Source organism: Agromyces laixinhei (genome assembly GCF_006337065.1).
Lineage (GTDB): Bacteria > Actinomycetota > Actinomycetes > Actinomycetales > Microbacteriaceae > Agromyces > Agromyces laixinhei.
In genome coordinates this window covers 2,951,570-2,966,358 of sequence record NZ_CP040872.1, presented here as the reverse complement: position 1 = coordinate 2,966,358, position 14,789 = coordinate 2,951,570, and the positions used below count along the sequence as shown (strand labels likewise).

Annotated in this window: 14 protein-coding genes, 1 tRNA gene and 1 pseudogene; 8 read left to right on the top strand and 8 right to left on the bottom strand. The window is 69.6% G+C overall.

Annotation, left to right across the window (positions count from 1 at the left end):
- Nucleotides 1-44: 44 nt before the first annotated feature.
- The 3 genes from FHG54_RS14075 to FHG54_RS14065 are packed head-to-tail and all read right to left on the bottom strand — an operon-like array spanning nt 45 to nt 2,369.
- Nucleotides 45-743 (bottom strand): TMEM175 family protein, encoded by a 699-nt coding sequence (locus FHG54_RS14075; protein WP_139417830.1) that lies wholly within the window; start codon nt 741-743, stop codon nt 45-47.
- A complete protein-coding gene (locus tag FHG54_RS14070; RefSeq protein WP_168197184.1) occupies nt 740-1,804 on the bottom strand; it encodes an ATP-dependent DNA ligase in 1,065 nt (354 codons plus the stop codon). Before FHG54_RS14070 ends, FHG54_RS14075 begins: the two co-directional genes overlap by 4 nt.
- 49 nt (nt 1,805-1,853) lie before the next feature.
- Complete coding sequence (locus tag FHG54_RS14065; RefSeq protein WP_139417829.1) at nt 1,854-2,369, bottom strand: Lrp/AsnC family transcriptional regulator; 516 nt, start codon at nt 2,367-2,369, stop codon at nt 1,854-1,856.
- A 146-nt stretch (nt 2,370-2,515) separates the two neighbouring features.
- On the opposite strand from FHG54_RS14065, the pseudogene ald reads away from it, so the two are divergent.
- A pseudogene (ald, locus tag FHG54_RS14060) lies at nt 2,516-3,615 on the top strand (alanine dehydrogenase).
- Between the two features lie 24 nt (nt 3,616-3,639).
- On the opposite strand, the gene FHG54_RS14055 reads toward ald, so the two are convergent.
- Nucleotides 3,640-3,948 (bottom strand): rhodanese-like domain-containing protein, encoded by a 309-nt coding sequence (locus tag FHG54_RS14055; protein WP_139417828.1) that lies wholly within the window; start codon nt 3,946-3,948, stop codon nt 3,640-3,642.
- A gap of 134 nt (nt 3,949-4,082) precedes the next feature.
- Between FHG54_RS14055 and FHG54_RS14050 the strand changes: the two genes are divergently transcribed.
- Both FHG54_RS14050 and FHG54_RS14045 read left to right on the top strand, forming a co-directional pair.
- Nucleotides 4,083-7,856, top strand: a complete 3,774-nt coding sequence (locus tag FHG54_RS14050; RefSeq protein ID WP_420837417.1) for an AAA family ATPase — start codon at nt 4,083-4,085, stop codon at nt 7,854-7,856.
- The gene (locus FHG54_RS14045; protein WP_139417826.1) at nt 7,853-8,056 is read left to right on the top strand and encodes a hypothetical protein; all 204 of its coding nucleotides are present in this window, start codon (nt 7,853-7,855) and stop codon (nt 8,054-8,056) included. Before FHG54_RS14050 ends, FHG54_RS14045 begins: the two co-directional genes overlap by 4 nt.
- Nucleotides 8,057-8,065: 9 nt before the next feature.
- Here the strand turns inward: FHG54_RS14045 and mscL are convergent, their stop codons facing one another.
- Genes mscL through FHG54_RS14030 form a run of 3 tightly spaced genes read right to left on the bottom strand, consistent with a single transcriptional unit; the run spans nt 8,066 to nt 9,540 of the window.
- Nucleotides 8,066-8,542: a large conductance mechanosensitive channel protein MscL gene (gene mscL / locus FHG54_RS14040; RefSeq protein WP_139417825.1), complete on the bottom strand. Its 477-nt coding sequence runs from the start codon at nt 8,540-8,542 to the stop codon at nt 8,066-8,068.
- A gap of 33 nt (nt 8,543-8,575) precedes the next feature.
- On the bottom strand, nt 8,576-8,926 hold the full coding sequence (locus FHG54_RS14035) for an FmdB family zinc ribbon protein (RefSeq protein ID WP_139417824.1): 351 nt from the start codon (nt 8,924-8,926) through the stop codon (nt 8,576-8,578).
- A gap of 35 nt (nt 8,927-8,961) precedes the next feature.
- Nucleotides 8,962-9,540, bottom strand: coding sequence for a 5-formyltetrahydrofolate cyclo-ligase (locus tag FHG54_RS14030; RefSeq protein WP_139417823.1), 579 nt, complete (start codon nt 9,538-9,540; stop codon nt 8,962-8,964).
- 62 nt (nt 9,541-9,602) lie between these two features.
- Between FHG54_RS14030 and galU the strand changes: the two genes are divergently transcribed.
- From galU to FHG54_RS14005, 5 genes are all read left to right on the top strand, one after another.
- The gene (galU, locus tag FHG54_RS14025) at nt 9,603-10,520 is read left to right on the top strand and encodes a UTP--glucose-1-phosphate uridylyltransferase GalU (protein WP_139417822.1); all 918 of its coding nucleotides are present in this window, start codon (nt 9,603-9,605) and stop codon (nt 10,518-10,520) included.
- A 2-nt stretch (nt 10,521-10,522) separates the two neighbouring features.
- Nucleotides 10,523-11,185: a GNAT family N-acetyltransferase gene (locus FHG54_RS14020; RefSeq protein WP_139417821.1), complete on the top strand. Its 663-nt coding sequence runs from the start codon at nt 10,523-10,525 to the stop codon at nt 11,183-11,185.
- Between the two features lie 52 nt (nt 11,186-11,237).
- Nucleotides 11,238-12,305 carry a hypothetical protein gene (locus FHG54_RS14015; protein ID WP_139417820.1) on the top strand — a complete coding sequence of 356 codons (1,068 nt, stop codon included), beginning with the start codon at nt 11,238-11,240 and terminating at the stop codon, nt 12,303-12,305.
- 66 nt (nt 12,306-12,371) lie between these two features.
- Nucleotides 12,372-12,447 (top strand) — tRNA-Ala (locus tag FHG54_RS14010).
- A gap of 99 nt (nt 12,448-12,546) precedes the next feature.
- Nucleotides 12,547-14,052, top strand: coding sequence for an MFS transporter (locus FHG54_RS14005; protein ID WP_139417819.1), 1,506 nt, complete (start codon nt 12,547-12,549; stop codon nt 14,050-14,052).
- 21 nt (nt 14,053-14,073) lie between these two features.
- On the opposite strand, the gene FHG54_RS14000 is transcribed toward FHG54_RS14005, so the two are convergent.
- Nucleotides 14,074-14,787, bottom strand: coding sequence for a DNA alkylation repair protein (locus FHG54_RS14000; protein WP_139417818.1), 714 nt, complete (start codon nt 14,785-14,787; stop codon nt 14,074-14,076).
- Nucleotides 14,788-14,789: the final 2 nt, after the last annotated feature.

Genomic DNA, 14,789 nt, shown 5'->3' with positions numbered 1-14,789 from the left:
CACTTCGCGCAGGCCGGAATGCACACGCGCGCTCCGCGCGGTGCTCAGGTCGCAACGTCGCGGTCAGCGGGATGCCCCGCCGCCGATGCCGTGATCAGGGCGACGCGCCGCTTCGCCCATGCCCCGCTGATCGGGCCGACGACGAGCAGGAGGAGCCAGGTGTACCGCCCCCAATCGGCGCCGAGAAGGTAGGCGACCGGAATCGAGGCGAGGAAGATGACCGGCGTCGTGAGGGTGTCGATGAGATTCACCGCGTCGGCGCGACGCGGGAGGGGATCGCGCAGCAATCCGTCGCGCCGGGCGACGATGTAGACCGTTGCCTGTGCGAGCACGGCGAGGCTGATGTTCAGTGCGTAGACGGCCACGGTGAGCGGCTCGTCGGTGAGCGCGACATCGCTGATCCCCTGGGTCGAGAAGGGAATGAGCACGATGAAGGCGATGGCCACGAGGTTCACCGTGATCGTCGCCGGACTGATCGCGCTGAAGCCCGAGACGATGCGGTGGTTGACACGCCAGAACACGGCGATCACTGCGAAGCTGATGGCGAATCCGAGCAGCTGCCAGCCGAGCCCGCTCGAGAGCAGTGCGCTCACGCTCGTCCACGCGGATGCCTCGGGCGGATCGATGTTGATCACGAGCAGCGTGAGGGCGATCGCGTAGACCGCGTCGAGGAACGCGAAGGTGCGCGCGAACTCGACGCTCTCACGTTCGTATCTGAGTGTCGCCGCGGCCCCGGTGCTCACGAGTCGACGCCGCCCGTGCCGAGCACCTCGTCGAGGTCGTACGCGACCGGGCGCTCGATCTGCTCGAAGGTGCACGAGCGGGGTTCACGGTCGGGCCGCCAGCGTTCGAACTGCGCGGTGTGGCGGAACCGGTCGCCCTCGAGCTGGTCGTAGCGCACTTCGGCGACGAGTTCGGGCCGCAGCTGTACGAACGAGACGTCGCGGCCCGACGAGAACCGGCCGCGTTCCGTCTCGCCCGTGACCGCACCGCCGTCGTCGGCGCGCTCGACGTACGGTGCGAGCTCGTCGAGAAGCTCGAGCCGGCGGGCGTTCGAGAACGCCGACATGCCGCCGACGTTGCGGAGCCGCCCCTCGTGGTCGTAGAGGCCGAGCAGGATCGAGCCCACGCCGCTCCCCGAGGCGTGGATGCGATACCCGAGTGCCACGACGTCGGCGGTGCGGTGGTGCTTCGCCTTCAGCATGACCCGTTTGCCGGGAGAGTACGGCGCAGCGAGCGGCTTGGCGACGACGCCGTCGAGCCCCGCACCTTCGAACTCCTCGAGCCAGCGGCGGGCGAGCTCGACATCCCTCGTGATGCGGGTCAGGCGAATCGGGTCGCCGAGCTCGCCGACGAGACGTTCGAGTGCGGCTCGGCGCTCGGAGAACGGCTGATCGAGCAGCGACACGCCATCGGCTTCGATCAGGTCGAATGCCACGAACATCGCGGGCGTCTCACGAGAGAGCATCTCGACGCGGCTCGCGGCGGGATGGATGCGCTGCGAGAGCGCCTCCCAGTCGAGGTGCGCCTGCCCGCTGCGTGCCGCCCGGATCACGATCTCCCCGTCGAGCACGCACGGGACCGGCAGCAGTCGCGCGAATGCGTCGACGAGTTCGGGGAAGTAGCGCGTGAGCGGCTTCGCGCCACGACTGCCGATCTCGACGTCGTCGCCGTCGAACGACACGATGCCGCGAAAGCCGTCCCACTTCGGTTCGTAGGCGAGGCCGCCGGCGACCGAATCCGGATCGGGCACGCCGGGCACGGCCTTCGCGAGCATGGGGGCGACGATCTCGTTGGGCGCCATGCCGTCAACGATATTGCCGGATGCCACAGCTGGCGAGAGCGGGCGTGCCTCAGATCACGGCACGGAGTCCCGCCGACAGGGCGGTGTGGTGCTCGAACACGAGGTTCGTCTCGGTCAGCGCGACCGCGGGATTCGCCGAGAGGTTCTTCAACACGAACTGGCGCACGTGATCGCTGTCGCGCACGCGAACATGGATGAGGAAGTCCTCAGAACCGCCGAGGAAGAAGAGCTGGGCGACCTCGGGCTGGGTGCGGAGTTCGTCGGAGATCTGCTCCATGAGGTGGCGGGCGCCCGGCCGTATGCGCACGCTCACGAGCGCCTGGAGGTGGTACCCGAGCGCTGCGGGATCGATCTCGGCGGTGTAGCGCACGATGACGCCGCGCTCACGGAGCGAGCGCACCCTGGCAAGGCAGGTCGACGGCGAGACACCCACCGCACGGGCGAGATCGACGTTGGGGATGCGCGCGTTCTCGTGCAGCCGGGTGATGATCTGCCGGTCGATCGCGTCGAGCACGACGGGCGAGGGCTCGGCACCGGGTGCGATGATCTGCGGTGCATCGGTCATCGAGACATCCTTGATTCGAATGAGTGCAGCGGATGCCCCAATCCTACCGAATTCTGTTCGATTGATCTGTCGGAATGACGAACAAGCGGCGAGACTTGATGTCAGTCGCCACCGCGACATTCGACACACGGCAATCGGAGCGACCCATGCACATCGGCGTGCCTGCAGAGATCAAGAACAACGAGTTTCGCGTCGCCATGACGCCCGCGGGCGTGCATGCGCTCGCCGGACGTGGCCACAACGTCGCCATTCAGGCCGGCCGCGGGCATCGGCCGGTTACCTCGACGCCGACTACGTCGAGGCCGGTGCCACGATCGTCGCGACCGCCTCCGAAGCCTGGTCGGCCGACCTCGTGCTGAAGGTCAAGGAGCCGATCGAGGCCGAGTACGGCTTCCTCCGCGCCGACCTCACGCTCTTCACCTATCTCCACCTCGCGGCCGACCTGCCCCTGACCCGGGCGATCCTCGACTCCGGCGTCACGGCGATCGCCTACGAGACGGTGCAGCTCGCCGACCGTTCGCTGCCGCTCCTCACCCCGATGAGCGAGGTCGCAGGCCGGCTCGCACCGCAGGTGGGCGCCGCAGAACTCCTCGCCTCGCGGGGCGGCCGCGGCGTGCTGCTCGCCGGCGTGCCCGGCACCTCTCCCGCGAAGGTCGTCGTCATCGGAGGCGGCGTCGCCGGCGAGCAGGCCGCCGCGACGGCGCTCGGCCTCGGCGCCGACGTCACCGTGTTCGACATCTCGCTGCCGAAGCTGCGCGAGATCGACGCTCGCTACGACCACCGCATCCACACCCTCGCCTCGTCGCCGTACGAGATCGCGCGACAGCTGAAAGACGCCGATCTCGTCGTCGGCGCCGTGCTCGTGCCCGGCGCCGCGGCGCCCAAGGTCGTCAGCGATGCGATGGTGGCGACCATGAAGCCGGGCTCCGTGCTCGTCGACATCGCCATCGACCAGGGCGGATGCTTCGAGGGCTCGCGCCCGACGACCCATGCCGAGCCGACGTTCCGCGTGCACGACGCCATCTACTACTGCGTCGCCAACATGCCCGGTGCGGTGCCCGCGACCTCGACACCTGCGCTCACCAACTCGACGCTGCCCTACACGCTGAGAATCGCCGATCTCGGCTGGGAGGCCGCGCTCGCCGCCGACCCCGCGCTCGCCAAGGGGTTGAACGCCACGGCCGGCCGGCTCACGAACGAGGGTGTCGCGAGGGCCCACGGCCTCGAGTTGCAGGCGGTGGGCTGACGCCGTGAGCCGCGTCGGAGCAGGTCACGACGCTCCGCCGTGCACGAGCGGGAGGCCCGCCCGGTACCACGCCACGAGACCGCCGTCGATGTTCACCGCGTCGATGCCCTGTGCCTCGAGGTACTGCGCTGCCTGTGCGCTGCGACCGCCGACGTGGCAGAGCACGTAGACGGTGGAGTCGCCGGGAACTTCGGCCAATCGCTCGACGAGCTCGCCGAGGGGGATATCGATCGTGCCCTCGATGCGGGCCTGCGCGTGTTCGGAGGGCTCGCGCACGTCGAGGATGACGGCGCCCGTGATCGCGTAGACGTCATCGGGGGTGGTGGATCGCATCTCGTCTCCTCGGCTCTCGGACCGCGTGCTGGGCTCTGGAGCGCGACGGTAGCACGATGCCCTGGGGGTATCGAAACCGGGCCTCGCGCGGCGATGCTCCGAGGATTCCGCGTGATTGCACGTATGGTGTCCGTGTGCGGCGGCTCGATCGGAACAGCGACGAGGAAGACATCCTCGACCCCGAGATCGATGCTGCCGCCGACGACCTCACTCCCGATCACATGCCACACGACATCACGAGCCCCCAGGCGCTGAGCCTCGGCACCCCCGACTTCGTTGCCGGCAACGTCGCCGAACCCGCCTGGCGTCGCTGGAACACCGAGCTCGCCGCCGTCGGCGGTCGATCGCCGCTCGTGCGCTTCGTCGACACCCCGCGCACCCGCATCGAACTCTCGACGACGCATCCCGGCGGCCTGCCCCAGTTCATCACCGGCAAGTCCACGCTGTTGTCGAGTCTCATCCGCGATGAGCTCGCGCTGCGCAACGCGCGCCTCGCCGCGGCCGAGATCACGCAGAAGGGCATCGAGCTGCGCTCCGTGCGCGGCATCGAGTCGGTGCATCTGGCGATCGGCCTCGCGTCGTGGCGCAACGCCGGCGAGGAGTTCCTGGCTCCCGTGCTGCTGCGCCCGCTCGCGATCCGGCGGTACGGCCGTGACTTCGAGCTGAAGCTCAAGGGCCAGCCGTTCCTGAACCCGGCGCTCGCCCGTGAGCTCCGCGAGCAGTTCCAGATCACCCTCGACGCCGAGGCCTTCGTCGCGCTCGCCATCACGAACGGCGTGTTCAAGCCGCAGCCCGTGATCGACCGGCTTCGCGGTCTCACGAGCCACCTGCCGTGGTTCCAGGTGGCGCCGCGTCTCGTCGTCTCCTCGTTCGCCGAGGTGGGCCCCGACATGGCAGCGGATGCCGCGAGGCTCGACCACCCCGTCATCGACGCGATCGCCGGCAACCCCGCCACTCGCGCGTCCGTCGTCGCCGCGACCGGTGAGCGGGTGCGCGCCGTGTCACCCGACGCGCGCCCGCCCTCGACCGACACCCTGCTGCTCGACGCCGACTCCGAACAGGAGCAGGCGGTCGCCGAGATCGAGGCGGGCAACTCGGTCGTCGTGAAGACGCTGCCGGGCACGGGCGGCACGCAGACGATCGTGAACGCGATCGGCGCGCTCGTCGCGAAGGACAAGCGCGTGCTCGTCGTCGGCGCACGCCGGGCGAGCCTCGACGGCATCGCCCATCGGCTCGGACAGGTCGGGCTCGGCGGGGCCGCCGTGACCACCGCGGGCCTGCGCCGAGAACTCATCCAGTCGATCTCGCGCAACGAGAAGGCCGAGCGTCCGCGAGTGGCGGATGTCGACGACGCGCTCGTGCGTCTCCGCAAGGTGCTGCTCGACTACCGCTCGGCGCTCACGCGCACCGATCCCGAACTGCACGTGTCGGTGCTCGACGCGCTCGGTGAGCTCTCGAGGCTCGCGCTCGTCGAAGGGGCGCCGTCGACGACCGCGCGGCTCGATCATTCCGCACTCGTGGCGCTCGCCACGGGCCGTGACGAGGTCGCCCGCGAACTCGCGAGGGCCGCCGCGCTCGGCGAGTTCCGCTACGGCCCCGGCGACTCGCCCTGGTACGGCGCATCGTTCAGGACGTCTGAAGAGGCGACCGAGGCGCACGACCTCGCCAAGCGACTCTCCAACCGCGACCTGCCGCGCCTGCTCGACCGTGGCCGCGCGCTCATCGCGCAGACCCGTCTCCGCGAGTTCGAGTCGGTCGCGGAGTTCGGCGTGTTCCTCCGTCTCCTGCTCGACGTGCGCGAGACGCTCGACCGCTTCCAGCCCTCGGTCTTCGACCGGCCGCTCGGCGAGCTCATCACGGCTACCGCCTCGCGCCGCGATTCGCCGGGGATGTCGGGTGCCAATCGTCGGCGCCTGCGCAGGCACGCACTCGAGTTCGTGCGCCCCGGGGTGAACGTCTCCGACCTGAACGCCGCGCTCCGCGGCATCCAGCAGCAGCGCACCCTGTGGCAGCGATACTCCGACGCCGGGGCGATCCCCGGCGTCCCTGTCGGCCTCGATGACGTGCACGTCGCCTACCAGCACGTGATGGGCGACCTCGCCGCCCTCGATGCGCCGCTCGGCGTCGCCGGCACGCCCAGGCAGCTCGCCGCCAGGCCGGTTCGCAATCTCATCGCGGCCCTCGCCGGCCTGGCCGCCGAGTCCGAGGTGCTGGCGAACCTGCAGGAGCGCACCGCCGTGCTCGGCCGGCTTCGAGACCTCGGCCTCGACCCGCTGCTGCTCGACCTCGCCCAGCGTCACGTGCCCGAGCGGGGCGTGGCCGCCGAACTCGAGCTCGCCTGGTGGCAGTCGGTGCTGGAGTCGGTGCTCGGCGCCGAGAAGGCACTGCTCGGAGCGAACACCTCGGTGCTCGACCGTCTCGAGAGCGACTTCCGGCTCGTCGACGAAGCGCACGCCTCGGCCGCGGGTCCGTTGCTCGCCTGGCGGCTCGCAGAGAACTGGAAGGTCGCGATCGTCGACCACGCCGACGAGGCCGGCCGGTTGAAGCGGATGCTCCGCGGAGATCGCGTGCGCCCCGAGACGCTGCAGGCCGAGACCCCGCATCTCTTCCGCGTGCTCGCACCGGTGTGGCTCGCGTCGCCGTACGACGTCGCGGCGATCGACGACTCGATCGGCTTCGACACCGTGATCCTCGTCGACGCCGGCGCCACGAGCATCGCCGAGAACCTCGGGGCCATCCGCCGTGCGAAGCAGGTCGTCGCGTTCGGCGATCCCGTCACGCAGACGCCGACGCTCTTCGAGACCGGCATCGATGACACCGAGCAGACGCAGGTGCCGTCGTCCGAGCAGGGCGTCGACGCGCTGCACGCGGATTCGGCGCTCGCGCGTCTCGGCGAACTGCTGCCGACGCTGACGCTGACGCTCAGCTACCGTGCGGGCGGCGAAGACCTCGCCGAACTCGTGAACAACCGCTTCTACGCCGGCCGCATCGCGTCGTTGCCCTGGGCGGGGAGCTTCCTCGGCCACGGCAGTCTCGCCCTGCACTACGTCACGGGCAACGGCCTGCCCGACACCGTCACCGGCACCGTCGAGTCCATCGACACCGAGGTCGCCAAGGTCGTCGAACTCGTCATGGAGCACGCCGTCAAACGCCCGCGTGAGTCCCTCATGGTCATCACCGCGAGCACGAAGCACGCCGGACGCGTGCACCAGGCCGTGCTCGCGGCGTTCGCGAAGCGCACCGATCTGTCGGACTTCATCCTGAAGGATCGCGCCGAACCGTTCACGGTGCTGACGCTCGAGCAGGCCGTCGCACAGAGTCGCGACCGCGTGATCTTCTCGGTCGGCTACGGCCGCACGCCGCACGGCCGCCTGCTCTCGAACTTCGGATCACTCGGCGAGGCGGGCGGCGACCGGCTGCTCGCCGTCGGCATGACCCGTGCGCGCCGCTCGATGGACGTGGTCTCGGCCTTCCGCCCCGACGACATCGACGAGGAGCGGCAGAGCCACGGCGTGCTCGCCCTCGCGAACGTGCTCACCCAGTCGGAAGAGCGTGCAGCGGCTCCGAGTGCGACGGGCGAGGCGCCCTCGATGCTGCACGATCTCGCCGCACGGCTCGAGCGCCGCGGCATCCGCGTGAGCGTCGGCCATCGCGGCCGGCTCGCACTCGCCGCCGCGAACGCGGGCAAGGCCGTCGTCGTCGAGACCGACGACGCGCTCGCGGGCCTCAGCCTGCGCGAGTCGCTGCGGCTGCGACCCGACGTGCTGCGCCGCCTCGGCTGGCACTACATTCGGGTGCACAGCTTCGAGCTCTTCGGCAACCCCGAGGCGGTCGCCGCACGCGTCGCGTCACTGCTCGGGCGTCCCGACGCCGAGCGACCGGCGGATGTCGCGGCCGAACGCCGATGACCGAGCAGCCACGTCAGCGCGTCGAACGCGCCGCCGGGCGCGCGCGCCGTGCCCGGCTCACCCCGGCCCCGGGCTCCGACCCGTCGCCTGAGACCGCGTCGCCGGGAGTCGACGACTCCCCGCCGCCCCGGAACGGCAAGCGGGAAGCATCCGCCGATGACGATCGGATCACTCGCGAACGGCCGCCCCACTGGGGCTGAGCCGGCTGCTCAGGACTGCTGGTGCCTGCCCCCGCCGGACTCGTTCGCGCTGACTCCGTCTCCACCGATGCGCTGCTCGACGAGCAGGTCCCGGATCTGGCTGAGAAGCACGAGTTCGGTCTCGGCTTCGGGCTCGCTCACGTCGGGGGCCGCTCCGCGCTTCAGGCGCTCTTCGGCGTGCTTCTTCATGGTGTTGATCGGCAGCACGAAGACGAAGTACACGACGGCAGCGACGATCACGAACGTGAGGAGGGCACCGATGAAGGCGCCGAACTTCACCTCGGCCACACCGCCGTCCATGGTCGGGATCGAGAGGATGAGCGCACCGTCAAGGCTCTCGGCCTTGAAGATCGCACCGATCAGCGGGTTGAAGACGTTGTTCACGAGCGAGTTCACGACCGCGGTGAACGCAGCTCCGATGACCACGGCGACGGCGAGGTCGATGACGTTGCCCCGCATGATGAACTCTTGGAAACCCTTGAGCACAGCCCCTCCTCTGTTCGCGTCGCCCATTGCGACCTAGGCCACGCTAGCCGAGGAGCCGCCGCTGCCCGAGGAGCCCGAGCCGGAGCTCGAGGAACCGGAGCCCGAGGAACCAGATCCGGAGGAACCGGCGCCCGAGGAGCCGGAGCCCGAGCCGGAGGAACCGGATCCGGAGGAACCGGAACCGCTCTCGCTGCTGCTGCTGATGCTGCTGCGGGAATCGGTGCGGTAGAAGCCCGAGCCGTTGAAGGTCACGCCGATCGTGTTGAAGAGCTTGCGCAGCCTGCCGCCGCAGAGATCGCAGACCGTCAGCGTGTCGTCGGTGAACGACTGGTGGATGTCGAAGGCGTTGTCGCACTCGGTGCAGCGGTAGGAGTAGGTGGGCATGGTGCTTTCTTCCGATTTCGAGCGACGCGGTGGGGTCAGAACGCGATGATGCGCGTGGGCGTCACGATGCCGTTCACGGGCTGGTCGTGCACTTCACGCGGCAGGTCTTCGACGAACTCGCTGTCGAAGACCACGGCGTACACCGGAGGACATTTTCCCATCGAGCCGAGGGTCTTGTCGAAATAGCCCCTGCCCCAGCCGAGTCGTGTGCCCGCCGCGTCGACCGCGGCGGCCGGCACGACGATGAGGTCGACGTCGTTGATGGCCATCGGGCCGAGCAGTTCACCGACCGCTTCGGGCGTGCCGTGCAGGCCGAGCGTCTCGGAATCCTCTTCGCCGACCGTCCAATCGAGCAGGCCGTCTTCACGGGTCACGGGGAACAACACGCGAAGGCCGTGGGCCTCGGCCCAGTTCACGAATGGCCGGGTGTTCGGCTCGGCGGGCATCGACAGATAGCAGGAGATCGACTCGGCCCCGGTCGAGCCGATGAGCTCCTCGAGTCGAGCTGTGACGCCCTCGGTGGCGAGTTCGCGTTCGTGCGCCGTCATGTTCCGGCGTCGCTCTCGCAGCTCGGCGCGAAGCACGCGCTTGTCGATCTCGGGATCGTCGGGCATGCCACACAGCCTATGTCGTATCGCCGCGTCGGGCCGCAGGAGTGCGAGGTACGCTGAACCGCATGACTCATCGCATCACGAAGGCGGTCATTCCCGCCGCCGGCCTCGGCACGCGCTTCCTGCCCGCCACGAAGGCGATGCCCAAGGAGATGCTGCCGGTCGTCGACAAGCCGGCCATCCAGTACGTCGTCGAAGAGGCCGTCGATGCGGGTCTGACCGATGTGCTCATGGTGACCGGTCGCAACAAGAACGCCCTCGAGAACCACTTCGACCGGGTCGCCGAGCTCGAGGCGACCCTCGAGGCGAAGGGCGACACCGTGAAGCTCGAGAAGGTCAACGAGTCGACCGGGCTCGCCGACATGCACTATGTGCGGCAGGGCGACCCGCTCGGGCTGGGCCACGCGGTGCTGCGCGCCCACATGCACGTCGGCAACCAGCCCTTCGCCGTGCTGCTGGGCGACGACATCATCGATGCCCGTGACCCGCTGCTGACCCGCATGCTCGACGAGCAGGGTGCGCGCGACGCCTCGATCGTGGCGCTGCTGGAGGTCGACCCGGAGTCGATCCACCTCTACGGCGCGGCCGCCGTCGAGGAGACCGACGACCCCGACGTGGTGCGCATCACGGGGCTCGTCGAGAAGCCTGCGAAAGAGGTCGCACCGTCGAACTACGCAGTCATCGGCCGGTACGTGCTGAAGCCCGAGGTGTTCGACATTCTCGAGCACACGCCGCCGGGCAAGGGCGGCGAGATCCAGCTGACCGACGCGCTCATGACGATGGCCGGCGATGTCGAGGGCACCGGCGGTGTATACGGCGTCGTCTTCCGCGGCCGCCGCTATGACACCGGCGACAAGCTCGACTACATCAAGGCGGTCATCCAGCTCGCCTCGGATCGCCCCGACATCGGGCCCGAGCTTCGTCCGTGGCTCGTCGAGTACGTGTCACGGCTCGATGCGGCGTCACCGCTCGATACAGTCTGAGCATGCCCGCAGTCGTCGTGCCCACCCTCCGAGACGGCCACCTCACGCTGCGTCCCATCCGAGTCCGCGACGCGAAGCCGCTCGAGCGGGTGCTGCTCGCCAATCGCGGGTGGCTGCGTCAATGGGAGGCCACGTATCCGGGCGGCGGCTCGGCGATCGACACGCGCTCGAGCATCCGCAACCTGTTGGCGCACGCGCGCGCCGGCAACGCGCTGCCGTTCATCATCGAGGTCGACGGCCGCCTGGTCGGGCAGCTGAACGTGTCGTCGATCACCCATGGCTCGCTCTCCTCAGCGTCCATCGGCTACTGGGTGGCCGAGGAGGTCGCCGGGCGCGGCATCACGCCGACGGCCGTCGCACTCGCGACCGACTACTGCTTCCGCACGCTGCGGCTTCACCGCATGGAGATCTGCATCCGCCCCGAGAACACTCCTTCCCTCCGAGTCGTCGAGAAGCTCGGGTTCCGCTACGAGGGATTCCGGCGCCGATTCATCCACATCAACGGCGTGTGGAGCGATCATTTCGCGTTCGCCCTCGTGACCGAGGAGGTGCCGCACGGGGTGCTCCGCCGGTGGCGCGACGGACGTGCACCCGAAGACGCGGCGCACGTGATCGCCGAGCACCGCGCGGCGTCCGCCTTCCCCATGGATCTGCCCGATCGGTGAACACGCGGGCGTCGAATGCGGCCGAGGGCATGCAGTGACCTAGCGTTGACCCATGGACGTGATCGGCGGGGGACTGCTCGTGGCGGTGGCTGCCGCGCTGTGGGTCGCGTACCTCCTGCCGAACTGGCTGCGTCGGCGCCAGTACCTGGCGACCGAGCGCAACGCCGTGCGGCTCCAGCAGACCCTCCGCATCCTCGCCGAGACGGCTGAGACCCCCGAGCCCGTTCGGGTCGAGGCGACCGCTCGAGAGGTCGCCGCGCAACAGCGCATCCTGCAGCAGCGCGAGGCGACCGCCCGGCTCGCCGTCGAGGCCGAGGAACGAGTGGCGCTCGCCGAGCGCTTGGCTGCCGAAAGTGCAGTGGATGCCGCGCGCGAACGTGTGGGCGCGGCGCTCGCCGTTGCCGCAGCCGCGACCGAGCCGATCGCCGTCGTCGCGCCTGCGGAGCCGACAACGGCTCAAGTGCGAGCGACCGGAGCGGAGGCGGCTCCTGATGCTGCGGCCACCGCTGTCGCACGAAAGCGGCTGCGTCGTCGACGTGCGCTGTGCTCGCTCGTGCTGCTCGCGTCGCTCCTGACCGTCATCGGCGGCGGCATCGCGGCGATGTTCGGCGCCTCGCTCATCATCTCCGCAGTCGGCGCGGCGGGGCTCGTGTTCGCCTTCGCGATGCTCGCGCGACTTGCGCGCGTGCGTCCGGCTGCCGCGACTCAGGCGCGGCCGGTCGCAGCCGAAGAAGCGGCACCGTTCGAGCCGATCGATCTCGCCCCGTCCGAGTCGAGGCCCGAACAATGGACGCCGCAGCCGCTGCCCAAGCCGCTGCACCTCTCACGCGGCACGATCGCGGCGACGGCGATGGCCTCGATCGAGGCCGCCGCCGAGCTGAAGCGCGCCGAGGTCGGCAGTGACATCGCTCGGCGGGTCGCTGAACTCGATCCCGAACCCCCCGCCATCACTCCCGCGGCGTCGGTCGCGGCATCCGCTGCTCGTGCGCGACCGACGACCGAAGCCGTTCGCGACGATGCGCCGGAGAGCCCGTACGCACGCATGGGCATCGTCAGCGACGCGCGGCCCGGTTTCGACGACCTCGACGCCGTGCTCCGCCGTCGCCGCCAGGCCGGCTGACGAGCCCGGCTGCCGGTACGGGCGGTCTGAACCACCGCCCGCAGGATGATAGGCTCATTCTCGCTCGGGCCCATGGCGCAGTTGGTAGCGCGTCTCGTTCGCAATGAGAAGGTCGGGGGTTCGAATCCCCCTGGGTCCACCATCCCGAGAAGTCCCCGCCCATGATCGGGCGGGGACTTCTGCGTGACCCGGTCGGGCGGGGCGCCCGGCGATTCCGTCCGCCCGGCGTAGGGTTGAGGCGATGTCAGACGCGCCAGCCACACGCTCGATCCCGGTCTCCGAAGCACACCGTTGGCGCGCGTACTGGGTGTGCGTGGCCGTCGCGGCGCTCACGATCATGGACCTCTCGAAGGTCAACGTCGGGCTGCCAGCCATCGAAGAGGCGTTCAACGCCGGCTCGACCGAGCTGCAGCTCATCGTCGCGGGATACGTGCTCACCTTCGGGCTCACGCTCGTGCCGGCCGGTCGCATCGGCGACCAGCGCTCGCGCAAGACGCTCTTCATCGTGGGGCTCAGCCTCTTCACGCTCACGAGTTGCGTCGCGGCGCTCGCGCCGAACGCGACGGTACTGCTCATCGCTCGGCTCGTACAGGGCGTTGCCGCCGGCATTCAGATGCCGCAGGTGCTCGGCCTGATCCAGGAGCTCTTCCGCGGCAAGGAGCGCGGCAAGGCGTTCGGACTGTTCGGTGCGACCATCGGCTTGGCGACCGCGTTCGGGCCGACCCTCGGCGGTCTGATGATCGCGATCGGCGGGCCCGAAGACGGCTGGCGCGGCATCTTCTGGATCAACGTGCCGCTGGCCATCATCGCGATCGTGCTCGCCGCCTGGCTGCTGCCGCTCACGCGGCATCCGTCTGGCAAGCCGTTGTCGCTCGACCCCGTCGGCATCGCGCTGTTCGGCATCAGCGTGCTGTCTCTGATGTGGCCGTTCCTGTTCACGACAGGGTCGCCCGACGATGATCCGAGCCGCTGGTGGGTGCTCGTGATCTTCGTCTTCGCGTTCACCGCTTTCCTCGCATGGGAGCGGCGATACGCGGCGAGCGGCAAGCATCCGCTCGTGCCGCTGAGCCTCTTCGGCATCAGTTCGTACCGCAACGGCACCGCGCTCGCGAGTGTCTACTTCGCGGCGCTCCCGCCGATGTTCCTGCTCACGACGCTCTACCTGCAGCACGGCCTCGGGCTCGAGGCGGTCTACGCCGGCATGGTCACGATCGGCTTCGCCCTCGTCAGCGCCGTGACCTCGTACATCGGCGGCAACCTCGTGAATCGTCTCGGGCGCCCGCTCGTCGTCTGGGGCCTCGTGCTGATCGTCGTCGGGGTCGGACTGTCGGTGCTCGCCGCGTTCACGACATCGCCCGAGATCACGCCGTGGGCGATCGCCGCTGCGATGACCATCGCCGGATCGGGCGGCGGATTCGTCATCTCGCCGAACCAGACGCTCGCACTCGCCGACATCCCGGTGAAGCAGGGCGGGCTCGCCGGGTCCGTCGGCCAGCTGGGCCAGCGGATCGGCACGGCGATCGGCACCGCGATCACCCTCTCGCTCTTCTATTCGACGATCTACTTCGAGTCGAGCGGGTCGCCCGACCTGGCGGTCTACCGCGATGCCTACGCGGTCGGCATGATCGCGGTCGCCGTGCTCGTGGCGATCGCCTTCGGCATCGGTGTGCTCGACCTCGGTGCCCGAGGGCGCCGGCGGAGCGCGCTCGGCGGTGACGCGGCACCGGAGGCCGAGCCGGGGGCCTGACCGAGCGCCGGCGCCGCGCTCTCAGCGGATCGCGAGGATGCGCGCCCGCTCCGACTTGTCGAAATGCTCGATCGCCGCCCGGAGCGCGACCCGCGGCATCGCGCCGGCGTGACGCTCGAACGCGGTGAGGCGGTCGCGATCGAGATCCCCGGCGGCCCTGAGCACCCAGCCGAGCGCCTTCTGCACGAACGGCTCGGGGTCTCCGGCGAGCAACTCTGCGAGTTCATAGGCGTCGTCGAGTTCGCCGCGCCGGAGGAAGGCGAAGGTCGCGACGAGAGCGGTGCGGCGCTCGGGCCAGAACGTGGATGCCGCGAGACCGGCGAGCGGCGCACGGTCACGTTCGAGCAGATACCTGCCGATCACGTCGCGTGCGGCGAGATCGACGAGGTCCCACTGGTCGATGCGATCGTGGCGACGCAGGTAGAGCTCGTACAGTTCGGTGCGTCGGGCGCCCGGCGTTCTCGGTTCGGCGGCCGACTTGCCCATGATGCTGCAGGCGAGCGCGCGCACCTCGTGCGTCGGCTGTTCGAGCAGCGTCTCGAGCTCGTCGGCCGGCAGATCGAGCGCGGTCTTGGCGAGACCGAACACGGCGCCCATGCGCACGCCGATGAACGGGGCATCCGGATCGATCGGAAAGTACCGTGTGTACTTCTCGCGCTCCGTCTCGTCGGCAAGCGCCTCGAGCGCCGCGATGAGCGCGGCGGCATCCGTCATCGTGCCTCCCGTCGTCGGCATCA